The following is a 24,950-nucleotide window of genomic DNA, read 5'->3' on the forward strand; positions in this document are numbered from 1 at the left end:
GCCTTTGAAACCGTGGCTTGTAGAGTTGTGGTTGTTTTTTGATCAGGCGTTTTTGCGGGACCGCGAGCGGGCTTTGTCAACCTTTTTGTTGGTGACGAAAGCAGGGCGAAATGGAGTGGAGCTGCCTGTGGATAAGTCTGTGGTTAAACTCTGGAAAGACTCGGCTGAAGGCCGTAGTTACTGGCTTGGCGCCATCGTCGGTATGACCGGTCAATCGTGCAAAATGCCATGAGCTACACACCCCGCGTTCCAGGGTCAAGCAAAAAAATTTCCAATTTGCCCGCAAAGCCTTGTGCACAGCGGCTTACAGCTTTTCCACTCGCCCCCGGAAACTGTGGACCGGCCTGTGGATAAGGTGCGCGCACATGGCTGAAAGCCACGGCAGGTAAGGCGTGGCAAGGTTTGATCGTTTTTTGTACAGCTTCTGCGGTAGTTGCCGCTGTGGGCAAGGCCGGGCATGCTGGCTGCTGATTTTCTATTCCAGTGGCTGTCGATCAGCCGAAGCAAGGAGAACACGATGTCCAACACCCTGTTTATTACCGGCGCGACCTCCGGTTTTGGTGAAGCCTGCGCCCGTCGTTTTGCCGAAGCCGGCTGGAAACTGGTGCTGACCGGCCGTCGTGAAGAGCGCCTCAATGCGCTGTGCGCCGAGTTGTCGAAGCAGACCGAGGTCCATGGCCTGGTGCTCGACGTGCGTGATCGCAAAGCCATGGAGGAGGCGATTGCCAACCTGCCGCCGTCCTTCGCCAAACTGCGCGGGCTGATCAACAACGCCGGGCTAGCCTTGGGCGTTGACCCGGCGCCGAAGTGCGACCTTGATGATTGGGACACCATGGTCGACACCAACATCAAAGGCCTGATGTACAGCACTCGTCTGTTGTTGCCCCGCTTGATCGCTCACGGTCGCGGCGCCGGCATCGTCAACCTCGGTTCCATCGCCGGCAACTACCCGTACCCGGGCAGCCATGTGTATGGCGCGAGCAAGGCGTTCGTCAAACAGTTCTCCCTGAACCTGCGCTGCGACCTGCAAGGCACAGGTGTGCGGGTGAGCAATATCGAGCCGGGCCTGTGCGAAAGCGAGTTCTCACTGGTGCGTTTCGCTGGTGACCAGGAGCGTTACAACGCGACCTACGCCGGTGCCGAGCCGATCCAGCCGCAAGACATCGCCGACACCATTTTCTGGGTGCTCAATGCCCCGGCGCACATCAACATCAACAGCCTGGAGCTGATGCCGGTGAGCCAGACGTGGAGCGGGTTTGCGATTGAGCGTAATGCCAAGGCTTAAGACCGTGTAACGGCCATTCGCGAGCAGGCTCGCTCCCACATTTGATCTCTGTTGCTCACAAGTAATGTGGTCAAAGGAGAACTACTGCGGGAGCGAGCCTGTCGGATCGCCGCACCGTCGCGAAGGCAATCTTTCAGTCAGCGAAGATACTCGGCAAGCCCGCGATAGCAGGTTGCCAAGTGATAAGGCGTGGTCGATGGCATGTCCCGGCGGGTCACGTCACCGTTCTCATCACGACACTCATACCAGCCACCCTTATGCAGGGAATGCTGTTGCAACGCCTGCAATTGGCGTAGCACTGCGGCCTCGCTGTCTGGGCGCAAGGTCAGGGCACGCAGGTATTCAGCCTGAGCCCAGATTCGCTGCGTAGCGTCCCGAGGTGGGCCGTTCGGTTCCAGGTCGAGCATGGCCCGCACGGCGCCGGTCTGTTGATCGACACCCAGTTGTTCGGTGAACGTAAAGGCGCGTTCCAGGGAAGCATGCAGTGTCAAACCGCGCAGCAACGAAGACGATTCCAGCAGGAAATACCACTCGAACTGGTGCCCCGGTTCAAACCAGTTATCCACAGACCCCAGTGGTTTTTCCATCAGCACACCGTGTTGCGGGTCGATGAAACGCTTCTGCATCGCTGTGCATAACTCGACGAGCGCGTCTTGCACGGCGACGTCTTCGCGCATCGACAGCGTGGCGAGGAAGGCTTCGGCCAAGTGCATCAGGGGATTTTGCAGCGGCCCGGACTCAAGCGAGGACCAGTCACGGTCGAGGCTGGCTTCGTACAGGCCGTCGCCCGTGGCGAAGCGTTGCGCGCCCACTTCCAGTGCGGCGTTGAGCACCGATTCCACCCGCGGCTCGCGGACCTTGTCCCAGTAATGGGCGCAGGCGAACAGGATGAAAGCGTGGGTGTAGAGGTCTTTGCGCTGATCCAGCGGAGCACCGTGCGGGTCGACGCTATAGAACCAGCCGCCATGCTCGGCATCATGGAAATGCTGCTGCAGGGAGCCGAACAGCGCTGCGGCGCGCTCTTCGGCGGCCGGTACCTGCCCGATCAGGCTGGAAAACAGGTAGAGCTGGCGCGCGCAGGCCATGGCCCGGTAGCGTTGGGGCGGCAGCGGTTGGTGCTCGGCGTCCAGCGCCTCATAGGGCAGCGCCATGTCGGCATTCCAGCCGGGACCTTGCCAGAGCGGCACGATCACGTCCTGGAAGTGCTGTTGCACCGAGGCAAACAGAGCGGTCAATTCAGGCTGGGAGGCGGAGCGGGAAACAGGCGGCATTGGCTGGCGTCGTCACGGCAGGGTTGATTGCGCGACATGTTATCAGAGTGAACGCGTCGATCGTTCCCATGCTCCGCGTGGGAATGCCTCATTGGACGCTCCGCGTCCGCTTCGAAAGGGACGCGGAGCGTCCCGGGCTGCATTCCCACGCAGAGCGTGGGAACGATCTTTGGGCGTTTAGCCCGCCAACAACCACACGCCAGTCGCCGCCGATGCCGCACCCGCCAGTCGAACCAACGGCGCCGCCGCTTGCGGCAACACCCGCACTACGGCGTAACCCAATCCATGCAACGCAGCTGTCGCCGCTACAAAACCCGCCGCATACGCCCAAGGGCTCGACATCTGCGGCAACTCCAGTCCGTGCGCCACCCCATGGAACAGAGCAAACAAAGCGGTTGCCGCAACGGCGAGGCTCAACGGCGGACGCACTGCCAAAGCCACCGCCAGACCCAGCGCCAGCACCGACGCCGCAATCCCGCTCTCCAGCGCCGGCAGGTTCAGCCCTTCAAACCCCAGCAACCCGCCGATCAGCATGATGCCGACAAATGTGCACGGCAGCGCCCAGCGTGCAGCGCCTTTCTGTTGTGCCGCCCACAAACCGACCGCAACCATCGCCAACAAGTGATCGAGGCCACCGACCGGGTGGCTGATACCGGCGATCAAACCGTTGTCGCCATGCCCTGGGTGGGCGAAGGCGATGGCCGGGGTCAGCAACAGCGCCATGGCGCCCAGAATGCGTTTAAGTGTCATGGATAAGCGTCCTTGTTGATAAAAGTTGATCGTGTTCACGCCGCTGTCAGCAGGCCCTGGCGTTCGATGAAGGCGATGATTTCTTCCAGGCCGAGGCCGGTTTTCTGGTTGCTGAAAACGAACGGTTTGCCGTTGCGCATGCGCTGGGTGTCGCTGTCCATCAGTTCCAGCGACGCACCCACCAATGGCGCGAGGTCAATTTTGTTGATCACCAGCAGATCCGATTTGCAGATCCCCGGCCCACCCTTGCGCGGCAGCTTGTCGCCGGCCGAGACGTCGATCACGTAAATGGTCAGGTCGGACAGTTCCGGGCTGAAGGTGGCGGACAGGTTGTCGCCACCGGATTCCACAAGGATCAGGTCCAGCCCCGGAAAGCGGCGGTTCAATTGATCCACGGCTTCAAGGTTGATCGAGGCGTCCTCGCGAATCGCCGTGTGCGGGCAGCCGCCGGTCTCCACACCGATGATCCGCTCCGGTGCCAGTGCTTCGTTGCGCACCAGAAAGTCGGCGTCTTCACGGGTGTAGATGTCGTTGGTGACCACCGCCAGGTTGTAGCGATCGCGCAAGGCCAGGCACAGGGCCAAAGTCAGGGCGGTTTTGCCGGAACCGACCGGGCCGCCGATGCCGACGCGCAGAGGTTGTGTGTTCATGTGCTTCTCCAAAATAACAGGGCCAAAATAACAGGCCCTAGGAACGGAATAGACGGCTGTACTGGCGCTCATGGGCCATGCACGCCAGGGACAGGCCGAAAGCAGCGCTGCCAAAGTGCTCGGGGTTGATTCGGGTGGCGTTCTGCTGAGCCTCTTGCAGCAGCGGCAGCAGTTCGCTGGTCAGTCGTTGCGCGGCTTGCTGACCCAGTGGCAGGGTTTTCATCAGCACTGCCAGCTGGTTTTCCAGCCAACTCCAGAGCCATGCCGCCAGCGCGTCTTGCGGACTGATATTCCAGGCGCGAGCGGCCAGCGCCCAGCCGAGTGCCAGGTGCGGCTCGGGACGTTGTTCAAGAAAGGCGCGGGCCGGCGCATCAAGCTCCGGCAAACCGTTGAGCAGTTGTTGCAGGGAATAGCCCATCTGCCGGCTCTCCTGATGCAGCTCGCGGGTTTCCCGGCTGGCGCGATGCTCTTCGCAGCGTTGCAGTAATTCACCCCAGTTTTCATCAAAGGCGGCCACACAATGGGCGAGCAGCAACGGCGCTTCGAAACGCGCCAGGTTCAGCAGCAACTGATCACTGATCCAGCGCCGGGCGCTATTGGAGTCGTTGACGCGGCCGTTATCCACAGCCATTTCCAGACCTTGGGAATAGCTGTAACCGCCAATCGGCAACTGCGGACTGGCCAGGCGCAACAGCGCCCAGGCTGGGTTCATAGCCGCACGCCGAACTGGTGCAGTTTCGGCGGGTAGTTGAAGTCTTCATCGCCGTGACGCGAATGGTGGTGGCCGCCGCCGTAGGCGCCATGTTCCGGCTGGAACGGCGCTTCGATGTTCTCGACCTCGGCATCAAGCTGTTCGAGCATGGCCTTGAGCACGTAGTCGTCGAGCAGGCGCAACCAGCCATCGCCAACTTGCAGGGCGACGTGGCGGTTGCCGAGGTGATAGGCGGCGCGAGTCAGTTCGAAAGCATTGGCGCAGGTGACGTGCAGCAATTGTTCGGCCCGGGCGCAGACGCGGACGATGCGCCCGTCTTCGGCTTGCAGGCACTCGCCGTCATGCAGCGGAGGCTGGGCGCGCTCCAAAAACAACCCGACGTCTTCACCCTCGGCACTGAAACAGCGCAAACGGCTTTTGCTCCGGGCTTCGAAGTTCAAGTGCAACTCGGCGGACCAGACGGGTTGAGGGTCGATTCTGCGATGAATCACCAGCATCGGAAGGCTTCCAGCAATGGACAATGCTTAGGCTAGAGCAAGGGGCTTGCCAATCGGGTGATACGTAGGAAATGCCTGTCGGAGCTCGGTGAGTGTGCCAAGGCGTTACGGCAATTTGGATGAATTTGGTGCGGTTCAGAGCTGCGCGCACCAAATTGCGGCGCACAAAAAAAGATCGCAGCCTTCGGCAGCTCCTACAGAGAAATGCCATCCATGTAGGAGCTGCCGAAGGCTGCGATCTTTTAAAGGGTCACTCGGTACTGCCGAGTCCTTGCCAATGCTTAAGGCCAATAAAGATAAATCTTAGCTGCTGGGTGATCTTTGCTTGGGGCGTCAGATGCTCGGGCAGCGCCTGCGCTGGCGGATCAATGATGTCCGGCAAGGTCGCGAACACGCTTTTAACAATCAGATCAGCCATGACGCTCAGGCCGGCGATGTCCAGATGTTGCAGCTTCGGCATCAAGGACAAGTCGGCCGCCAGGTCCGAGCTGATGTCTTCGCGCAAACGGCCAATGGCCAGACGCACCGGCAGCGAGCCGCCGTACTGCTCGCGGGCGAGAAACAGGAACTGCGAGCGATTGGCCGTGACCACGTCGAGAAAGATCCGCACCGAGGCGTCGATGATGCCGCCCATGACGAACTCGTTGTGGCGCACCAGGCGAATGGTTTCGCGGAAGGTCTGACCGACTTCACTCACCAGCACCAGGCCCAGTTCATCCATATCGGCGAAATGCCGGTAGAAACCGGTGGGCACGATCCCGGCGGTTCTGGCGACTTCGCGCAGGCTCAGGCTGCCGAATCCTCGGCCGCATTCCATCAAGTGGCGGGCAGCGTCCATCAGGGCGTTGCGGGTCTGTTGTTTCTGTTCGGCGCGGGGCAGCATCGCAAGGGTGTTTTCTGGATAAGACAGCGGCGCACTCTAGCAAATCGGCTTTGCCTGCGTCGAACGACTATCGGGGGATCAAGCGGGGAAGTGAGGTCTCTATAACGTCAAAAGCCCAATCCGGGGATTGGGCTTTTTTTCAGGGCCACCATGGGCTCAGCTCAAAGCGCTGTTGCGTTCGATGACGCGGTCACCACCACCTTCAGCCAGGGTTTGACCTTGTGGAGTGCGGTCGGAACCATCTGCAGCCAGGGTTTGACCTTGTGGAGTGCGGTCGGAACCATCAGCAGCCAGGGTTTGACCCTGTGGAGTGCGATCGGAACCATCAGCAGCCAGGGTTTGACCTTGTGGAGTGCGATCGGAACCGTCAGCAGCCAGGGTTTGACCCTGTGGAGTGCGATCGGAACCATCAGCAGCCAAGGTTTGACCTTGTGGAGTACGGTCCGAGCCATCCTGGGTGATCAGGCCTTTTTCTTTCAGGCGATCATTGCCACCTTCGGCGACGGTTTGGCTGAATACCGAGTGGGTGGATTTGACTTGTGGGGTCGCTTGGTCAGCAGCTGGCAGGGCGAAAGCAGTGCTGGCAAGCATTGAAAGTGTAAGGCTAAGCAGTAATTGGCGTTTCATGATTAGGTGCTCCGTAGGAGGGCGATAAAGTGGGTACGAGGGCAATGCTACTCTCGATAAGTCGATATAAAAGTTCATAAATGCAATGGTAATAATCAACAGAATTGATTGTTCCGTGCGACGGCTCTAAATCAGGCGTTTCCGGCGGATGTTTTTGCGCTGAGATGGGTATTTTCCACTCACTTGCGCCTTGCAAAAGTGCGGGGCCGGTAACGCTGATTTGAGGGCGCAATGTGACCCCGACCGATTATTTGAACGTTAAGCGGCATTTCGGTTAAACCTGCGCGCCATTTCCCAGTCCTAGACTCCATGGCAGGCCGGTTCTGGCCTAACGTTTCAAACGTGCGTCGCAGTCAGGGCGCTCAGTCGTATCAGGAGCCCTGTGCAATGACGCGCACTCGTAAAATTATTACCTGGACCCTCGCCAGCCTTGTTGTCCTGCTGGCCATACTGGTTCTGATCATCGCGTTCTTCGATTGGAACCGGATCAAACCACCGCTTAACGCCAAAGTTTCCGAAGAGCTGCACCGCCCGTTCGCCATCAACGGCAACCTCGCGGTGGTCTGGCAACGTGAGCCCGAAGAGGGCGGCTGGCGCGCGTGGGTGCCGTGGCCGCATGTCGTGGCGGAAGACTTGAGCCTGGGCAACCCGGACTGGTCGAAGAAGCCGCAGATGGTCACCCTCAAGCGTGTCGAGTTGCGCCTCTCGCCCCTGGCCTTGCTGGCGCAGCGCGTGGTGATCCCGCGTATTGACCTGACCGAACCGAATGCCGACCTCCAGCGCCTGGCCGACGGCCGTGCAAACTGGACCTTCAAGTTCGACCCCAAAGACCCGAACGCCGAGCCATCCAGCTGGGTGGTGGACATCGGTGCGATCGGCTTCGACAAAGGCCACGTCATCCTCGACGACCAAAGCCTGAAGACTCAGCTCGACTTGATCATCGACCCGTTGGGCAAACCGATTCCGTTCAGTGACATCGTCGGTGACAAAACCGCGAAAACCGCGTCGCAGAAGGGTGCCGCGCCGCAGGATTACGCGTTCGCGCTGAAGGTCAAAGGCCAATACCACGGCCAGAAACTCACGGGCGAAGGCAAGATTGGCGGCCTGCTGGCGTTGCAGGACGCGGCAAAGCCGTTTCCGCTTCAAGCACAAGTGAAAATCGCTGACACCAGTGTCGAACTGGCCGGCACCCTCACCGATCCACTGAACCTCGGCGCTCTGGATTTGCGCCTGAAACTGGCCGGCACCAGCCTGGGCAATCTCTACCCGCTGACCGGCGTCACCCTGCCGGACACACCGCCGTACGAGACTGACGGCCACTTGATCGCCAAGCTGCATGACGCGGACGGTGCAGTGTTCCGTTACGAAGAATTCAACGGCAAGATCGGTCAGAGCGACATCCATGGCAGCCTGGCCTATGTCGCCAGTCAGCCGCGCCCGAAGCTGAGCGGATCGCTGGTTTCCAATCAACTGCTGTTTGCTGACCTGGCCCCGCTGATCGGTGCCGATTCCAACGCCAAACAAAAGGCCCGTGGCGGCGAAAGCAAGCAGCCGGCAGACAAGGTGTTGCCGGTCGAAGAGTTCAAAACCGAGCGCTGGCGCGATATGGATGCTGACGTCGAGTTCACTGGCAAGCGCATCGTCCACAGCGAAAAACTGCCGTTCAACGATCTCTACACCCACCTGATACTCACTGACGGCGTGCTCAGCCTTGAACCCCTGCGCTTTGGTGTGGCCGGTGGCAACCTGGATGCTCAGATTCGCCTCAATGGCCGAACCGAACCGTTGGAAGGCCGGGCCAAGTTCACCGCACGCAAGTTCAAACTCAAGCAGCTGTTCCCGACCTTTGAGCCGATGAAAACCAGTTTCGGCGAGCTCAATGGCGATGCCGACATCACCGGTCGTGGCAACTCGGTGGCCAAACTGCTGGGCACCGCCAATGGCAATCTGAAGATGCTGATTAACGATGGCGCTATCAGCCGCGAGTTGATGGAGCTGGCCGGGCTGAACGTCGGCAACTATGTGGTGGGCAAGATCTTTGGCGACAAGGAAGTGAAGATCAACTGCGCTGCCGCCGACTTCGACATCAAGACCGGTTTGGCGACCACGCGCCTGTTCGTCTTCGATACCGAAAACGCGATCATCTACATCGATGGCACGGCGAACATGGCGACTGAGCAACTGGACCTGACCATCAGCCCGGAATCCAAGGGCTGGCGATTGATTTCACTGCGTTCGCCGCTGTATGTGCGGGGCAAGTTCATCAAGCCTGATGCGGGTGTGAAGGCTGTGCCGCTGATACTGCGCGGGGCGGGGATGGTGGCGTTGGGTGTGATTGCGGCGCCGGCGGCGGGGTTGCTGGCGCTGGTGGCGCCGAGCGGTGGCGAACCGAATCAGTGCGCGCCGTTGCTGGAGCAGATGAAGGCTGGTAAGGCGCCAGTGACCGTCAAACCCACTCGGTAATATGCAGATCAAAAGATCGCAGCCTGCGGCAGCTCCTACAGTTGGAATGCATTCCCCTGTAGGAGCTGCCGCAGGCTGCGATCTTTTGCTTTTAAGGTTTTACAGGTCTTTCAGGATGTCGGCCATGTCATCGGCATGCTCTTCTTCCTGGGCCAGGATGTCTTCGAAGATGCGCCGGGTGGTCGGGTCTTTTTCGCCGATGTACTGAATGATCTCGCGGTAGCTGTCGATGGCAATTCGCTCGGCGACCAGGTCTTCGTAGACCATCTCTTTAAGTGAATTGCCAGCCACGTATTGCGCGTGGGAGTTTTTCGACAGCAAGTCAGGGTTGAACTCCGGCTCACCGCCCAGTTGCACAATGCGCTCGGCCAGTCGGTCGGCGTGTTGGGCTTCCTGGGTCGCGTGTTCGAGGAATTCGTCGGCGGCGACCTGGGCTTTCAGGCCGTTGGCCATAAAGTAGTGGCGCTTGTAGCGCAACACGCAGACCAGTTCGGTGGCCAGCGATTCGTTGAGCAGGCGCAGCACTTCTTCACGGTTGGCGCTGTAGCTTTCGGTTACCGCACCGTTCTCGACGTTCTTGCGGGCACGTTCGCGAAGGGTGGTTACATCAGACAAATGCATGTCGCTCATCTCGATCTCCTGGAGGCTGATCCGGTTTGCGTCACCTTCTATAGAAGTGATCGCTACCTAGGGTGTGAGTGATGAGCATCGCGAAAAGTTTTATGTAATTTGGTAATCGAAAAGATCGCAGGCTGCGCCAGCTCCTACAGGGGAATGCGTTCTCCTGTAGGCGCTGGCGAAGGCTGCGATCTTGGCAATAGACCAGACAATCGAGCTTCTTCCTGCAACCACGCAAAAAACGCCCGGACGGGCGGATGTCGTTCGCGCCCCGGCACGCAGAGGGCACTGTATCCGGCACCATCGACCTGGATTTCGCCCCGATACGCCACCAGCAAACCACTGGCCACGCTCTCGGACACCAGAATATTGCTCGCCAACACCAGGCCTTGCCCGGCAATCGCCGCTTGCAGGGCGTAATGTTCTTCGTCGTATTCACGGACCGCTGGTTGCCCCACCAGCCAGTTCTCGCCGGATTGTGCGCACCAGGCCTCCCAGCCGTGGGCGTACAGTTTGGAGTTATGCCAGCGCACGCTGATCAGCGTCGGCGCTTGGCTGGCGGCCAGGGCGACTTGCTCCGGCGAGCCATAGACGCCGAAGGATTCGTCGAACAGACACAGGCCATAAAGGTTCGGGTAATCACCGAGGCTATAGCGCAGCACCAGATCGACGCTGGCGTCCTGATGGAGATCGATGACTTCGCAATGGGTATCGAGCCGCAGGCTGATGTTCGGGTGCCGGGCGTAGAACCGGCCCAGCCGCGGCACCAGCCACAATGCAGCGAAAGCAGCGGTGGTGGAGATCGTCAGGCTGGCGCCGCTGCGTTGCGGGCGCAAGGTGTCGACACTTTGCGCCACTTCCAGCAAGGCGCCGTGCAAGCTGTGGAACAGCCGTTCACCGCAGTCCGTCAGGCGAACTTGCCGTGGCAACCGCTCGAATAACGGCACACCGAGCCAGGTCTCCAGCGAACGGATCTGATGGGAAACCGCCGTCGGCGTCACCGAGAGTTCTTCGGCGGCTGCCTTGAAGCTCAGCAGGCGCGAGGCGGATTCAAAGGCGCGCAGGGCGGTCAGCGGCAGCGAGGCAAACATTGGAAGCTCCACGAATGAAATGAATTCATCCAGACTGATTTTTGCTCATTTGAAGAGGGGCGGCTAAGCGCTTCAAGCTGCAAGCCACCAGCAGTTTTAGTTTAGTCCTTCAGGAGATTCAGATGAGTACAATTCTTGCCGTGCATGCCAGCCCCCGTGGCGACCGTTCTCACTCCCGGCGCTTGGCCGAGGTGTTTCTTTCAGCCTGGCAGGCGGCCAATCCTCAGTCGCACCTGACCCGTCGCGAAGTCGGTCGAGCGTTGATTCCGCCGGTCAACGAGGCGTTTGTGGCCGCCGCTTTTTACCCTGAACCCGATGCGCGGCCGCTGTCGATGCAGGCCGACCTGGCGTTCAGCGATGAATTGGTGAGCGAGTTACTCGGTCATGATTTGCTGGTGATTTCCACGCCGATGCACAACTTCAGCGTGCCCAGCGGCCTCAAGGCCTGGATCGATCAGATTGTGCGGTTGGGGTTGACCTTCAATCACACACTGGACAATGGCGTCGCTCAATACGAGCCGCTGGTGCAGGGCAAAAAGGCGTTGATCGTCACCAGTCGCGGCGGGTTCGGTTTCGGGCCCGGTGGAGAACTTGAGGCGATGAACCATGCCGATCCGTTGTTGCGAACGGCATTGGGGTTCATTGGCATCACCGACATCACGGTCGTGGCCGCCGAAGGCGAAGAATCCGAGGCGCGCACCTTCCAGGTCTCCGCCGCCGAGGCCGAGCGGCGTTTGCGGGCGCTGGCCAGGGAGTTCTAGATGGCCTGGCTGTTTTTGCTGATCGCCGCCGGCTTCGAAGTCACCTTTGCCATGGGCATGAAGTACGCCGAAGGCTTCACCCGGCTCTGGCCGTCGATGATCACCGTGGTGGCCGCGGTGGGCGGGATCTACTTCCTGACCCTGGCCATGCGCGAGTTGCCAGTGAGCATCGCCTACCCGATCTGGACCGCCATCGGCTCACTGGGCACGGTGTTTCTTGGGTTTGCGTTGCTCGGTGAAAGTCTGACGGCGGTCAAACTGGTGTCGGTCGGATTGATCGTGGCGGGGGTGGTGGGGCTGAAGTAGGGCGGGATGTCATAGACTGGTCGTCGAGTTGTCATCTTCGATGCCGATGCTTGGCTGATGTCTTGCATTCAGCCTGGCGTCACCTCACCGATCACAAGGACGTTCGCCCATGTCGCAAGGTTCCGCCCCGCGTTACCCGTTGGTGCTGGTCCCGGGAATGCTCGGGTTTATCCGCCTGCTGCTCTATCCGTACTGGTACGGGATCATTTCGGCGCTGCGCCGGGGTGGTGCAACGGTGATCGCGGTGCAGGTCTCGCCGATCAACTCCTGCGAAGTGCGCGGCGAGCAACTGCTGGCGCGGATCGAGGAAATTCTGCGGGAAACCGGGGCCGAGAAAGTCAACCTGATCGGCCATAGCCAAGGGGCGCTGACCGCCCGTTATGCCGCCGCCAAACGCCCGGACCAGGTCGCCTCGGTTACCTCGGTGGCAGGACCCAATCACGGTTCAGAACTGGCGGATTACCTGCACAAACACTATCCGGGAGACAGCGCCAAGGGGCGTTTGCTCTGCGTTTTGCTGCGCTGGATCGCGGCGTTGATGAGCCTGCTGGAAACCGGTTATCGCGGGCCGAAATTGCCGGTGGATATCCATGCCTCCCATCATTCACTGACGACGGAAGGCGTGGCGCTGTTCAACCAGCGTTATCCACAGGGCTTGCCTGATATCTGGGGCGGGCATGGGCCGGAAGAGGTCAATGGCGTGCGGTATTACTCATGGTCCGGGACCTTGCAGCCGGGCAAGACCGATCGTGGGCGAAACCTGTTTGATGGGACCAACCGCAGTTGCCGGTTGTTTGCCAGGACCTTCGTTCGAGAAGTCGGGCATTGCGACGGGATGGTCGGGCGTTACAGCTCGCATCTGGGGACAGTGATCGGCGATGAGTATCCGATGGATCACTTTGATATCGTCAATCAGTCGTTGGGTTTGGTGGGGAAGGGTGCGGAGCCGGTCCGGTTGTTTGTTGAACATGCGGCGCGGTTGAAAGCCGCCGGGGTTTAGACCGCGTTATCGTTCATCGCGAGCAGGCTCGCTCCCACATTTTGGAATGCGTTCCCCCTGTGGGAGCGAGCCTGCTCGCGAAGGCGTCAGATCAGGCAACGCTAACCTTACGGCCCAACACCGTGGTCCAACGCTCCGAAAGAATCACCCCACCCAGCGTCAACATCCCGCCCACCAGGTGATACATCGCCAACTGCTCATGCAGCACCACCGCCGCAATCAGCGCAGTAATCAACGGCAGCAGATTGAAAAACAATGTGGTCCGGCTCGGCCCCAGGCGCACCACCGCTTGCATCCACGCCAGCGGTGCCACCATCGAAGCCAGCAGGCAGGCATACAGCACCAGCGGAATGTTCTGCAGCGTCGGACCGACTTTCGGTGAAGCGAGGAACATCGGAAACAGCACCACCACCGCTACCCATACCTGCAAGTACAGCAACACCAACGGTGGCAAACGCAGCTGCCACTTTTTCAGCAGCGTGCTGTAGATCGCGTAGGCCAGGGTGGCGATCAGCATTATCGCGTCACCCAGGTTCACCCCGTGTTCGAGCAGCGCGCCGAGGCTACCGGACGAGACGACCACCAATACCCCCGCGAACGACAGCACCGCACCGGCCAGTGCGCCGATGGTCAGGCGCTGGCCGAGGCTAATGATCGCCATGGCCAGCGACATCAATGGCATCAGCGACAGGATGATGCCCATGTTGGTGGCCGAGGTCAGGCTCGCTGCGAAGTACGCCAGGCTTTGGTAAACAGCCATGCCGAGCACGCCGAGTACAAAAATCTTGCCCAGGTTCGGGCGGATCGCTGGCCAATGGGCGATCACCGGTTTGAGCATGAAGGGTGTGAACAGAAGTCCGGCAAGCAGCCAGCGGTAAAAGCCGATCTCGGCGGGGAAGATCGCTCCGGCCGACATTTTGGTGATCACGGTGTTGCCGGCCCAAATGAAAATGGCCAGCAGGGGATAAGCGTATTGCATCGATAAAAACCAGAACGTTAATGAGGGGTGATTATCGCTTGTCTGGATACAAGCCTATACTTCTATCCAGACAACCTGCCCCTAATGACGGACAGCATGACCAGTAAACACATCGATCTGCTGGACTTCAGCGAACTGCCTGCCCCGGTGTATTTCCGTTATGCCGACTTTGATGCGCATCGTTATGCCTCGGCGCACCGTCATCCATGGGGCACGCTGGAGTATTCGGCCCACGGCGTATTGCACATGGAAATCGGTGGCAGCCGCTTTATGTCACCGCCGCAATATGCGGTGTGGGTGCCGCCGCAGACCGAGCACAGCTTCTACAGCCATCAGCCGATCAACTATCGCGCGGTCTGCCTGGCGCCGCTGATGTGCCAGGACCTGCCGCAACAGGCCTGCACCCTGGCCATCAGCGATATTCTCAAAGCAATCCTCAAAGACTTTGCCTCACGCGATGTGAAGATTCCCGAGTACGACGCTGACAAACGTCTGGCTCAGGTGTTGGTAGATCAGCTGCAACAGGCACCCATTCACGAGTGTTACTTGCCCTACGCCAGTAGTTCGGGATTGCTCGGGATACTCGAAGCCTTGCAGGCCGAGCCCGGTGATAACCGGCCCTTGGCGGAATGGGCCGCGCAGATCCATGTCAGCGAACGCACCCTGGCGCGGCGGTTCGTGCGTGAGTTGGGCATGAGTTTTGGTGAGTGGCGGCAGCGGTTGCGGTTTCTGGCGGCGATCGAAGCGCTGGACAGCCATCGCAGCGTTCAGGAAATCGCCTTCGATATGGGCTACAGCACCGGTTCAGCGTTTATCGCGATGTTTCAACGCCAGGCGCAGTGCACGCCGGAACAGTATCGACGCAGTCACCTTGAGACCAGGAAGGTGTAACAGGTGTTGTCTACACTCCAGAGCGAGGCCGTGCTCGTCGGTGCGGCAACAAGGAGAAAACTCCATGAAGATGTTGCGTGTCCCTTTGTTGATGATCGGTTTGCTGCTCTGCGCCCAGGGCTTTGCCGCCACCGAGCAACAGAACAAGATGACCACTTGCAATGCTGAAGCTACCTCGAAAACCCTCAAGGGAGACGAACGCAAAGCCTTCATGAGCAATTGCCTCAAAGCGGCACCCGCCGCCGATGCAGCCAAACCCCTGACGCCTCAGCAAGAGAAAATGAAAACCTGCAACGCCGATGCTGCCACTCAGGCGCTCAAGGGCGATGCGCGCAAAGCCTTCATGAGTGATTGCCTGAAGAAAAAATAATCATTGGACCGGGATATGTGGGAGCTGTGAGGACTTCTTCGCGAGCAGGCTCGCTCCCACAATGGATATGTGTACGCAGGACAAATGTGGGAGCGAGCCTGCTCGCGAAGGGGCCGGCAATGACGCTGAAAAAAGTCGCCAGCGCCGACCTACACAATCCCTAGTGCTGGCATCGGAACGCTGGCAGACTGCCCATCCTTTTACGCTGTTCGTTTTGAGGCTGTATGCCAACGTTTTCTCAACGTCACGTTTTGCTGCTAATCAGTTGGGTCATCATTTTCGGCGGTTTGTTGCTGGTGATCCCGCTGCGGTTGCTGCCCAGTCTGCTGGCCGGCCTGCTGGTGTTCGAACTGGTCAACATGCTCACCCCGCAATTGCAGCGCCTGATCGAAGGTCGGCGTGCGCGCTGGCTGGCGGTTGCCTTGTTGGGGACGCTGGTGGTCAGTGTGTTGACGCTGATCTTTGCCGGTGCTATCAGCTTTCTGCTGCACGAAGCGGAAAACCCCGGCGCTTCCCTCGACAAATTCATGCACGTGGTTGACCGTGCGCGCGGGCAACTGCCGCCGTTCATCGACGCCTATTTGCCCGCCAGCGCCGCCGAGTTTCGCGTGGCGATTGGCGAGTGGATGAGCAAGCACCTCAGTGATTTGCAGCTGGTGGGCAAGGACGCGGCGCACATGTTTGTGACGCTGCTGATCGGCATGGTGCTGGGGGCGATCATTGCCTTGCAGCGCGTGCCGGACGTGACCAAACGCAAGCCGTTGGCCGCTGCGCTGTTCGACCGCTTGCACCTGCTGGTCCAGGCGTTTCGCAACATCGTGTTCGCCCAGATCAAGATTTCCCTGCTCAACACCTTCTTCACCGGGATTTTTCTGGTGGTGGTTCTGCCGATGTTCGGGATCAAGCTGCCGCTGACCAAAACCCTGATCGTGCTGACCTTCCTGCTCGGCTTGTTGCCGGTGATCGGCAACCTGATGTCGAACACCCTGATCACCATCGTCGGTCTGTCGCTGTCGATCTGGGTGGCCGTGGCGGCGCTGGGGTACCTGATTTTTATCCACAAGCTCGAATACTTTCTCAACGCGCGCATCGTTGGCGGGCAGATCAGTGCCAAGTCGTGGGAGTTGCTGCTGGCGATGCTGGTGTTCGAGGCCGCGTTCGGCCTGCCGGGGGTGGTGGCAGGGCCGATTTATTACGCGTACCTGAAGAGTGAGTTGAAGCAGGTGGGGATGGTTTGATCCTGGAGATATATTGCCTGGACTGACCTCTTCGCGAGCAGGCTCGCTCCCACAGGGGAACGCGGTCGAATGTGGGAGCGGGCTTGCTCGCGAAGGGCGCGACTCGGTTTCGGATCAGTCCATCGTGCCGTAGCGCTTCATCGCTTCAATCGCCAAGCCACTGCCGATACTGCCGAAGATGTTCCCTTCCACATGCCGCGCATTCGGCAACATCGCCGAGACGCTGTTGCGCAGTGCCGGAATGCCGCTCGAACCCCCGGTGAAGAACACCGTATCCACTTGATCAACCCGCACATTGGCGTCGTTCAGCAACTGGGTCACGCTATTGCGCACGCGCTCCAGCAGGTTGTCGATGGCCGATTCGAACAGGGCCCGGCTCAACTCCACACTCAAACCCGGTTCGATGCGGTCCAGCGGCACATGGCGGCTGTCGGCGTGGGTCAGCTGGATCTTGGTTTCTTCCACTTCCATGGCCAGCCAGTGGCCGGCGCGCTGGTCGATCAGCTTGAACAGGCGATCGATGCCGCCGGTGTCTTCAATGTCGTAACGCATGCTGCCCAGCGCCAGGGTCGACTTCTGCGAGTACACCGAGTTGATGGTGTGCCAGGTCGCCAGGTTCATGTGGTGGCTGGTCGGCATGTAAGCGCCGCTCTTCATACGGCTGCCATAGCCGAACAGCGGCATCAGGCCTTGCAGGCTCAGCTGCTTGTCGAAATCGGTCCCGCCGATATGCACGCCGCCGGTGGCCAGGATGTCATCGTGACGGTTGTCGTGGGTTCGGCGCTCAGGGGACAGGCGCACCAGCGAGAAGTCTGACGTACCGCCGCCGATGTCGACGATCAGCACCAGCTCTTCTTTTTCGATGGTCGACTCATAGTCGAATGCCGCCGCAATCGGTTCGTACTGGAATGAAACGTCCTTGAAGCCGATGGCACGGGCCACATCCACCAAGGTGTTTTCGGCTTCCTGGTCGGCCAATTCATCGTCATCGACGAAGAACACCGGACGACCCAGCACCACTTCCTCGAACTCGCGACCGGCGGCGGTTTCGGCGCGCTTCTTCAACTGGCCGATGAACAGCCCGAGCAGGTCCTTGAACGGCATCGCGGTGCCGAGGACGCTGGTGTCGTGCTTGATCAGCTTGGAGCCCAGCAGGCTCTTGAGCGAGCGCATCAACCGGCCTTCATAGCCTTCCAGATACTCGTGCAGCGCCAGCCGGCCGTACACCGGGCGGCGTTCTTCCATGTTGAAGAAGACCACCGAAGGCAGGGTGATCTTGTCGTCCTCCAGCGCGATCAGCGTTTCCATGCCGGGGCGCAGCCAGCCGACGGTGGAGTTGGACGTGCCGAAGTCGATACCACAGGCACGGGCTGGAGATGCGTTTTTCATGTCTTTCGAGTTCCGGTTAAAAAACGGCCGCGCAGTGTATGTCAGTGCGGCGCAGATTCGAAGGCCGACTATCCGCTAAATCTCAGCGATTAGCGCCTTGAAAGACTATCCTTCGCCCCAAACTTGTCTGCATTGGCTCTGGCAGCCCCCGGGCGGTCGCAAGAACCGTCCTCCGCTGCCGATATAAACTTCTGATGCGCTGCCCGGTCACAACCTTGAGATCGGTCAAGCCGGCGGCTGCCAATGAGCGCATGCTGCCGGTGGTGGCGCGATATCGATAACGGATGGTGATCCTTAGATGGACTTCAAAGACTATTACAAGATTCTCGGTGTGGAACCGACCGCGGACGATAAGACGATCAAGGCCGCCTATCGCAAACTGGCGCGCAAATATCATCCGGACGTCAGCAAGGAAAAGGACGCCGAGTCCAAATTCAAAGACGCCTCGGAAGCCTATGAAGCGCTGAAAAGCGCCGACAAGCGCGCCGAATACGACGACTTGCGCAAATACGGCCAGCACGGCCAACCGTTCCAGGGCCCGCCGGGTTGGCAGGGTCGTGGCGCAGGCGGTTTTGGTGGTGGTCAGGATACGGGCGATTTTTCGGACTTCTTCAGTTCGATCTTCGGCAACCGTGGCCCTGGTTTTGGTGGTGGACAGTCAGGCCGCAGCGCCGGGCGTCGAGGGCAAGACGTGGAAATGGAACTCGGGATTTTTCTGGAAGAAACCCTCTCGAACGAATCGAAGAAGGTCACCTTCCAGGTGCCGCAGTACAACGCTGCCGGCCAGCATGTCAGCAACACCAGCAAAAGCCTGAACGTGAAGATTCCGGCCGGCGTGGCCGATGGCGAGCGCATCCGCCTCAAGGGCCAGGGGGCACCGGGCACGGGTGGCGGGGCCAATGGCGACTTGTTCCTGATCATTCGCTTTGCGCCGCACCCCAAGTTCGACGTCGAAGGCGAGAACCTGATCATTACCTTGCCGTTGGCTCCGTGGGAGTTGGCATTAGGTACTGAGGTGGCAGTGCCTACACTGACAGGCAAGATCAACCTCAAGATCCCGGCCGGCAGTCAGAATGGCCAGCGCATGCGCGCCAAGGGACATGGGTTGCTGAACAAGGCCGGTCATCGCGGTTATCTGTTTGTACAGCTCAAGGCCGTCATGCCTAAAACCTCGGACGACGAGGTCAAGGCGCTGTGGCAGGAACTGGCGAAAAAAGCGGCTTTCAACCCGAGAGAAAACTTCTGATCCAAGAGACGGAGTAGCCCATCATGAGCAACCCCCTGATCGTTCAACTGGACATGGCAGAATTCTGTGAGGCGACCGACCTGTCGGACGTCTACGTGATCGAAATCGTCGAACACGGCATCCTCGAACCTCAGGGCAACCAGCCCAAGGATTGGCGTTTCAACGATTATGAGTTGGCGCTGGCCAAACGTGCCGCCAAGCTGCGGCACGATCTGGAGCTGGAATGGGAAGGCGTCGCCCTGGCGCTGGACCTGCTTGAGGAAGTCCAGCAGCTGCGTGCCGAAAACCGCATGCTCAAGCAGCGGCTGGGGCGGTTGGTGATCGAGTAGTTCAACATCAAAAGATCGCAGCCTGCGGCAGCTCCTACGGATTTGCGTACGGCTTCGACTGCTCGGACTTTTACGGTTGAATCAAAACACTGATCGACTGCCTCGAATCAAACCCTGATGCAATAGGTTTTTAGTCTTTTGTTTTATTGGCGCGGGCTTAAGCTGAAGACTTATTGGATTATCTTTGGTCGTAATATTATGTATGAATCACAAGGATTGGATGTTGTTACAAGACCTTCAGTTGCACCCGTCGAAAACAAAGGCATTCATTATGAGCGTATTGTTCAGGCACTTCCTCCAGCCATAAAAGCGACACCGCCGGTCAGGTTGTCGTTGCTCGCCAGCACCACGGTCTCGACACCGGATTGGTACCTGAAAGCTTCCGCAATCGATCGGCAATACCTCAAGGAATTGATCGATAAACGCTGGTTGTTGCAGCGCCTGGTGGATGCGCCGTTGCAAGACCTGCARCAGGACATCAAGGCGTTTGCCAAGCCCTTGCTGTCCTTGWTGATGAGTTCGAACTTCAAYAGCCATGACGACGTCAGCCAACTGACGCTGAGGCTGTATGTGCCGGACCGGATCATTTTCGGTATCGATCGCGGTGCCAGCCATCTGCGTGAGTCCACCCTGCTGGACGCGGCGCTGCATAACTTCGAAGAGCCGGAAACCGCCGCCGATTATTTCCGCAGCGGTTCCGGTGTGTTTCGCAGCGATTTACGAGGGGAGTTGTCGCGGATACCGTCGATGACGGTCAGTAAAMTCGCCACGCTGTGTCGTCGRCTGGACATCGGCGGGCAGTATCAAAGCCATCTGAAAGCCCTGCTGCTGCCGGCCGATACGCAGAAAAGGCAAACCCAGGAACAACACGGCGCGGCCAGTGAGAAAGCGGCGTTTGAAYTGGCCTCACTGATCGCCCTGCTCAAAGACGACATCAGTTCGTATGCCTACGGTGTACTGCGCGAGGTTCGCGAGAATAAAAGCGYCATCCGTTTCCACCATCGCCCGCTGCATCGGCATCGGCTGTCGCTGATGGGCTTCGCGCTGCACGGTGTGGTGTTGTTCAGTGCCGAGGGCGACGGTTCCAGGGTCAAGGCGGCGGTGGATGACTTGACCCCTGACGCGCTGAAGTTCTGGATCGACTGGTCGCAACGCATRCCGRCGCTGACGGGGAATGTGTACGAGCAGTTCAAACTGCTGCAGGCGTTTTTCGCCAATGGCCCCAGCGGAGCCAGCGAAGAGATGCTGCGCCAGCAGGACATCTACCAGCAAAGCCGCTTGAGCGGCCCGGTGATTGCCTATGTGCCGGACGAYCCGCTGCACCCGTTGAAAGAGTACGCCTCGCTGRCGGACTTCATGAAAGCGCTGATCAGCCAACTGCGCGAGCCGGACTATCAGGCGTTCTTCAGCCGCTTTGTGGCACAGAAGGACAAGGGCCGGTTCTTTGCCCGGGTCAGGGAGCGTCTGAGCCGGATCACCTGGCAGCAGCGCGAACCGCTGGACATGGGGCCCTGGTGGCGAGAAACCGCGGTCGAGAACCCCCATGCCGAGCCGATCACCAACCGGCTGTCGGGTGAGCTGTGGCCTCAGCTGTATCGCCTCAAGCGCGACAAGGCGATCAGCGACGCGCGGGCGATTGCCGTCCCGACCGGTGATGAAGACGCCGCCACTCGCTGGAAGCGCCTGACCAGCTATCTGGACATCGGCTGGAACGTGTTCAACTTTGCCGCGATGCTGGTGCCGGGGCTGGGCGAAGCCATGCTGGCGCTGATGGTGGCGCAGATGGCCGCCGAGCTGCTGGAAGGTATCGAAGACTGGAGCAAGGGCGACTGGGACGAAGCGTCGGCGCACATCAACGGGGTCTTGATCAACTTTGCGCAACTGGCCTTGATGGCTGCCGGGCACGTATTGCCCCAGGGCGCCCGGGTGCCGGTAACACCCAGTCCGCTGATCGACAGCCTCAAACCGGTGGAGCTGCCCACTGGCAAGACCCGCCTGTGGAAACCGGACCTGACCCCTTACGAACACCCGGTGGCGCTGCCGGCCGAGGCCAGACCCGATGATCTGGGGCTTTATCAGCACAACGATCAACAGTGGTTGCGCCTGGAACAAAAGAATTATCAGGTGCGCCAGGACCCGGTGACGGGTGAGCATCGCCTGCAGCATCCGACCCGGCCAAGCGCCTACCAACCACGGGTTGAGCACAATAATGCCGGCGCCTGGAAAGCTGAAACCGAGCAACCCTTGACCTGGGAGCGTCCGGCCTTGTTACGACGCCTTGGTCACCGTGCGGACGCGTTAAGCGATGGCGAGCTTGAGCTGGCCCGCAAGATCAGCGGCACCCACGAAGGCCTGTTGCGCAAAATGTATGTCGAGCGCGAGCCCCTGCCGCCATTGCTGGCCGATACCCTCAGCCGCTTCGACGCCTACCGTCAGACCGAAAACGTTATCTCACGGATGGAAAGCACTGAGCGGGGTGTCTACGCGACGATCGATCACAAGACCGAGTTGTTCAATGCTCGCTACGCCGGCCAGCAAGCGTCGGGTGATCCGCGTGTCGAGCTGATTAAAAACCGTTTCACTGGCCTCCCCACGAACATTGTCGAAGACGTGCTGGCCGGTGCTTCCAGCGCCGAGCGCCGACAAATGGCTCAATGGGATTTTGCGAACACGCAACAGACCAAGCCTATTCCTCTGCGCCTGGCCGAGGCGCTACGCAATGCACAACGTGAAGTGCGTCTGTCGCGGGCCTATGAAGGGCTGTATCTGGAGGCCGCGTTGACTCCGGATACCGAGGCCCTGGTTCTCCACACATTGGAAGCCTTACCGAACGGGATAAAAAATCTGCGTATTGAAGTGCGCAATGGTTCCTTCAACGGGGAACTGCGCGCCAGCATTGGCCCCGAGGACGCGCCCGAGCGCAAGGTACTGGTGCGCAACGAAGACGGGCGGTACGAAGCGCGTGACAGTGACGATAACCATCTGCACGGCGCTGATGATGTGTATGCGGCTCTGCAGCATGTCTTACCGCAGAACCATCGCGCTGCGCTGGGGCTCCCCCATGTGGGGCAGGGGGCGGAATTGAAGCAGCTGATCAAACAGCATGTTCTGTCGCGCGACGGCTTGCGCAAGGCGTTGCGGATGCAGCCGATCAAACCTTTTTTCAAGGCCCCGATGCGTGGGGGCGACGGCACCTTTGGCTATCCTATGAGTGGTCGTGGGCAAGGCATGAGTCTGCGGATGGCAGAGCGACGTGCGAGGGTTCGCCGACTGTATCCCTCCCTTGGCAATGCAGATGTCGAATCGGTTTTGGCGCAGGCGGAGCTTGCGCAGGCTCATCCCGCCTATCCGCTGTCAGTCGATGAGTATTTGCTGGGCCTTGAGCAAGAGTTCGACAGCTTGCAACAGGAGGCGAATGCCTGGGTGGATACGCCAGGGACGCACGTCTTGCCCGATGGGAGTGTTGAACCGGTCAACCGACAAGACAGGCAGCGGGTTGCCGACTTGCTCCGGCGTTGCTGGCAAAGGACCAATTCGCCGCAGCAGGCTATCGGTAGTTTGTACGCCGAGGGCACTCTCAGCCTGACCGGGCTGCGTATCGGGGAGCTTCCAGTGTTGACCCGAGCGCTTTTCACTCACGTTTTCTCGCTGGACCTCAGCGCCATGGCGCTTGGGGAGGTGCCGGCCACTTTTCTCGAAGCGTTCCCGAATTTGCACGAGGTGAGCCTGGAGAACAATCGGCTGCAAACGCTTCCGGTGACGTTGCGGCTGATGCCGCGGCTGCAGGCGCTGAATCTCTCCATGAACGTCATTTCGATGAGTCCCGAAGCCATCGTGGCCCTCGAAGGATACCCGGTGCTGCAACAACTGCACCTGAGCCACAACCCATTAGGGCGTGTTCCCGATTTCCGGCGGATGCCGACGTTGAGACAACTCAACCTGCGCAACACTGGGCTTACCGAGTGGCCAGCGGGGCTGGATGGGTTGCCGCAGCTTCAAGGCATCGATCTGCGCGATAACCTCATCAGCCGGGTTGCGGACGAAATCCTTAATCCCGCCGTGGAAAACGCAGGTGCGGCGCGCCGGGTATTTAACAGCGCCGTTCTGGACGGTAACCCACTCACTCCGGCGGCTCTGGAAGACTATGCTCAGGCCTGGATGCGTATTCCACCACCCGAGGTTGGGGGGCCAATGCCCATTGAACCCCGCGCGGCTGCCGACCCTTTGGCAAACTCCAGTGAGCGATTGCAGCACTGGATGCGAGACATTCCGGCCGGCGAGCGTGCCGCCAGACAAGAGCAGTGGAGGTTGCTTGAGGGGGAAGACACCCACAGTCAGGAGTTCTTCAGGTTACTGGAGAATCTGCGAGAAACAGGCGAGTACAGCAACGCCTACCCTGATCTGCAGGCTCGAGTATGGACGCTGATGGACGCTGCTGCACAGTCCGAGCAATTGCGCACCGAGTTGTTCCGCCTGGCCGGGGATGTGGAAACCTGTGCCGATGGGGCTGCGCTGATTTTCAGTCGCCTGGAGGTCAGGAATCTGGTCAGCCACGGCTTGAGCACACAGGCGACCCCGGAGCTTTCCACACTGGCAAAGGGCTTGTTCAGGCTTGACGAAGTCGAACGGATTGCGCAGCAGGATGCGAGCGAGCGGATTCGCAACATTTCGGCCAATCACGCTTTGACCCTGGCGCAGAAGGTTCAAGAGGTTCTGCTTGTCGACCGAGTCGAGATTCGTCTTGCCTACCGTATCGGGCTGAAGGATCGACTTGGTTTGCCGGGGCAGCCGCAGCAGGCCAGATTTATCGGCGTGGCTGATGTGACGGAGGCGATGCTGGATGCCGCCGAGCAGAGGGTGTTGGCCCTGGACAACTCACCTCAGGAGTTTGCGGCGACCACCCAGCGTGATTTCTGGCGAGGGTTCCTGAAGCACAAATACGCCGATGAATTTCTACTGGCGCAAGAGCCGTTGCACGCACGGCTGGACGCGCTGGCGGCAGCGGATTTGGCGAGTCAGGAATACCTGATCAAGAGCGCAGAACTGGCCAGGGAGTTTGAAACGGTCGAGGACGCGTTCATCAACCGCAAGACAAAACTTGAGCTGCCCGGTTTGAACGCCGGAGAGTAACGCGTACGGTATTTGAATACCCCGAAGGTCGCTGCAAACGCAATCTTCGGGGTTTTTTTATAGGCGTTCGGTGGTGGAGCATACGTTGCGGGGCGTGGTGTTATTTATATATGTTTGTATCTTTAATGTTCGAATGATCATTCGATATTTGCGCAGATAGTTCAGCAGGTTTTTAGTCTTTTGTTTTATTGGCGCGGGCTTAAGCTGAAGACTTATTGGATTATCTTTGGTCGTAATATTATGTATGAATCACAAGGATTGGATGTTGTTACAAGACCTTCAGTTGCACCCGTCGAAAACAAAGGCATTCATTATGAGCGTATTGTTCAGGCACTTCCTCCAGCCATAAAAGCGACACCGCCGGTCAGGTTGTCGTTGCTCGCCAGCACCACGGTCTCGACACCGGATTGGTACCTGAAAGCTTCCGCAATCGATCGGCAATACCTCAAGGAATTGATCGATAA

The 24,950-nt window shown here is 59.4% G+C and carries 23 protein-coding genes; 12 read left to right on the top strand and 11 right to left on the bottom strand.

Annotated features, from left to right (window positions below):
• The first annotated feature begins 517 nt into the window (after nt 1-517).
• Complete coding sequence (locus tag EAH74_RS06935) at nt 518-1,285, top strand: SDR family oxidoreductase (protein WP_056746308.1); 768 nt, start codon at nt 518-520, stop codon at nt 1,283-1,285.
• Between the two features lie 137 nt (nt 1,286-1,422).
• On the opposite strand, the gene EAH74_RS06940 is transcribed toward EAH74_RS06935, so the two are convergent.
• From EAH74_RS06940 to EAH74_RS06975, 7 genes are all read right to left on the bottom strand, one after another.
• Nucleotides 1,423-2,556, bottom strand: coding sequence for an AGE family epimerase/isomerase (locus tag EAH74_RS06940; RefSeq protein ID WP_140677235.1), 1,134 nt, complete (start codon nt 2,554-2,556; stop codon nt 1,423-1,425).
• A gap of 177 nt (nt 2,557-2,733) precedes the next feature.
• Nucleotides 2,734-3,306 (bottom strand): HupE/UreJ family protein, encoded by a 573-nt coding sequence (locus tag EAH74_RS06950; RefSeq protein ID WP_140677237.1) that lies wholly within the window; start codon nt 3,304-3,306, stop codon nt 2,734-2,736.
• A 35-nt stretch (nt 3,307-3,341) separates the two neighbouring features.
• Nucleotides 3,342-3,956, bottom strand: coding sequence for an urease accessory protein UreG (ureG, locus tag EAH74_RS06955; protein ID WP_056746302.1), 615 nt, complete (start codon nt 3,954-3,956; stop codon nt 3,342-3,344).
• A gap of 37 nt (nt 3,957-3,993) precedes the next feature.
• Nucleotides 3,994-4,668 carry an urease accessory protein UreF gene (locus tag EAH74_RS06960; RefSeq protein ID WP_123367617.1) on the bottom strand — a complete coding sequence of 225 codons (675 nt, stop codon included), beginning with the start codon at nt 4,666-4,668 and terminating at the stop codon, nt 3,994-3,996.
• Entirely contained in the window at nt 4,665-5,165 is a 501-nt protein-coding gene (ureE, locus tag EAH74_RS06965; RefSeq protein WP_140677239.1) for an urease accessory protein UreE, read from the bottom strand. The genes EAH74_RS06960 and ureE overlap by 4 nt, the downstream gene beginning before the upstream one ends.
• 250 nt (nt 5,166-5,415) lie before the next feature.
• Entirely contained in the window at nt 5,416-6,048 is a 633-nt protein-coding gene (locus tag EAH74_RS06970; protein WP_046044801.1) for a TetR family transcriptional regulator, read from the bottom strand.
• Nucleotides 6,049-6,204: 156 nt separating this feature from the next.
• Nucleotides 6,205-6,675 (bottom strand): hypothetical protein, encoded by a 471-nt coding sequence (locus EAH74_RS06975; RefSeq protein WP_008157373.1) that lies wholly within the window; start codon nt 6,673-6,675, stop codon nt 6,205-6,207.
• Between the two features lie 387 nt (nt 6,676-7,062).
• Between EAH74_RS06975 and EAH74_RS06980 the strand changes: the two genes are divergently transcribed.
• Entirely contained in the window at nt 7,063-9,138 is a 2,076-nt protein-coding gene (locus EAH74_RS06980; RefSeq protein ID WP_140677241.1) for an AsmA family protein, read from the top strand.
• Nucleotides 9,139-9,237: 99 nt separating this feature from the next.
• Here the strand turns inward: EAH74_RS06980 and EAH74_RS06985 are convergent, their stop codons facing one another.
• Together EAH74_RS06985 and EAH74_RS06990 are read right to left on the bottom strand one after the other, a co-directional pair.
• Nucleotides 9,238-9,768, bottom strand: a complete 531-nt coding sequence (locus EAH74_RS06985) for a ferritin-like domain-containing protein (protein WP_140677243.1) — start codon at nt 9,766-9,768, stop codon at nt 9,238-9,240.
• 134 nt (nt 9,769-9,902) lie between these two features.
• Nucleotides 9,903-10,859, bottom strand: coding sequence for a LysR substrate-binding domain-containing protein (locus EAH74_RS06990; RefSeq protein ID WP_170206613.1), 957 nt, complete (start codon nt 10,857-10,859; stop codon nt 9,903-9,905).
• Between the two features lie 110 nt (nt 10,860-10,969).
• On the opposite strand from EAH74_RS06990, the gene EAH74_RS06995 reads away from it, so the two are divergent.
• The 3 genes from EAH74_RS06995 to EAH74_RS07005 all read left to right on the top strand — a co-directional run bounded on the left by EAH74_RS06995 (nt 10,970) and on the right by EAH74_RS07005 (nt 12,914).
• Nucleotides 10,970-11,608 carry an FMN-dependent NADH-azoreductase gene (locus EAH74_RS06995; RefSeq protein ID WP_140677247.1) on the top strand — a complete coding sequence of 213 codons (639 nt, stop codon included), beginning with the start codon at nt 10,970-10,972 and terminating at the stop codon, nt 11,606-11,608.
• Entirely contained in the window at nt 11,609-11,914 is a 306-nt protein-coding gene (locus EAH74_RS07000) for a DMT family transporter (protein ID WP_008157366.1), read from the top strand. It begins immediately after the preceding gene.
• Between the two features lie 109 nt (nt 11,915-12,023).
• A complete protein-coding gene (locus EAH74_RS07005; protein WP_140677249.1) occupies nt 12,024-12,914 on the top strand; it encodes an esterase/lipase family protein in 891 nt (296 codons plus the stop codon).
• Between the two features lie 91 nt (nt 12,915-13,005).
• Here the strand turns inward: EAH74_RS07005 and EAH74_RS07010 are convergent, their stop codons facing one another.
• Nucleotides 13,006-13,893 (bottom strand): DMT family transporter, encoded by an 888-nt coding sequence (locus EAH74_RS07010; protein WP_140677251.1) that lies wholly within the window; start codon nt 13,891-13,893, stop codon nt 13,006-13,008.
• A 96-nt stretch (nt 13,894-13,989) separates the two neighbouring features.
• Here EAH74_RS07010 and EAH74_RS07015 point away from each other — a divergent pair, with 96 nt between their 5' ends.
• The 3 genes from EAH74_RS07015 to EAH74_RS07030 all read left to right on the top strand — a co-directional run bounded on the left by EAH74_RS07015 (nt 13,990) and on the right by EAH74_RS07030 (nt 16,392).
• Nucleotides 13,990-14,784, top strand: coding sequence for an AraC family transcriptional regulator (locus EAH74_RS07015; RefSeq protein ID WP_193560119.1), 795 nt, complete (start codon nt 13,990-13,992; stop codon nt 14,782-14,784).
• Nucleotides 14,785-14,848: 64 nt separating this feature from the next.
• Nucleotides 14,849-15,154 carry a PsiF family protein gene (locus EAH74_RS07020; protein ID WP_140677255.1) on the top strand — a complete coding sequence of 102 codons (306 nt, stop codon included), beginning with the start codon at nt 14,849-14,851 and terminating at the stop codon, nt 15,152-15,154.
• 224 nt (nt 15,155-15,378) lie between these two features.
• The gene (locus EAH74_RS07030) at nt 15,379-16,392 is read left to right on the top strand and encodes an AI-2E family transporter (RefSeq protein ID WP_123367609.1); all 1,014 of its coding nucleotides are present in this window, start codon (nt 15,379-15,381) and stop codon (nt 16,390-16,392) included.
• 114 nt (nt 16,393-16,506) lie between these two features.
• Here EAH74_RS07030 and EAH74_RS07035 read toward each other — a convergent pair whose 3' ends face one another.
• Nucleotides 16,507-17,781: an Hsp70 family protein gene (locus EAH74_RS07035; protein WP_140677260.1), complete on the bottom strand. Its 1,275-nt coding sequence runs from the start codon at nt 17,779-17,781 to the stop codon at nt 16,507-16,509.
• A gap of 298 nt (nt 17,782-18,079) precedes the next feature.
• Between EAH74_RS07035 and EAH74_RS07040 the strand changes: the two genes are divergently transcribed.
• The 4 genes from EAH74_RS07040 to EAH74_RS33195 form a co-directional block, all read left to right on the top strand.
• Nucleotides 18,080-19,027 carry a DnaJ C-terminal domain-containing protein gene (locus EAH74_RS07040; protein ID WP_140677262.1) on the top strand — a complete coding sequence of 316 codons (948 nt, stop codon included), beginning with the start codon at nt 18,080-18,082 and terminating at the stop codon, nt 19,025-19,027.
• A 23-nt stretch (nt 19,028-19,050) separates the two neighbouring features.
• Entirely contained in the window at nt 19,051-19,356 is a 306-nt protein-coding gene (locus tag EAH74_RS07045; protein WP_140677264.1) for a chaperone modulator CbpM, read from the top strand.
• 333 nt (nt 19,357-19,689) lie between these two features.
• Nucleotides 19,690-24,486, top strand: a complete 4,797-nt coding sequence (locus EAH74_RS07050; protein WP_161600320.1) for an NEL-type E3 ubiquitin ligase domain-containing protein — start codon at nt 19,690-19,692, stop codon at nt 24,484-24,486.
• Between the two features lie 180 nt (nt 24,487-24,666).
• On the top strand, nt 24,667-24,950 hold a 284-nt coding region (locus tag EAH74_RS33195), incomplete at its 3' end, for a hypothetical protein (protein WP_205012902.1).

The organism is Pseudomonas mandelii (assembly GCF_006438925.1).
GTDB classification, from domain to species: Bacteria; Pseudomonadota; Gammaproteobacteria; order Pseudomonadales; family Pseudomonadaceae; genus Aquipseudomonas; species Aquipseudomonas mandelii_C.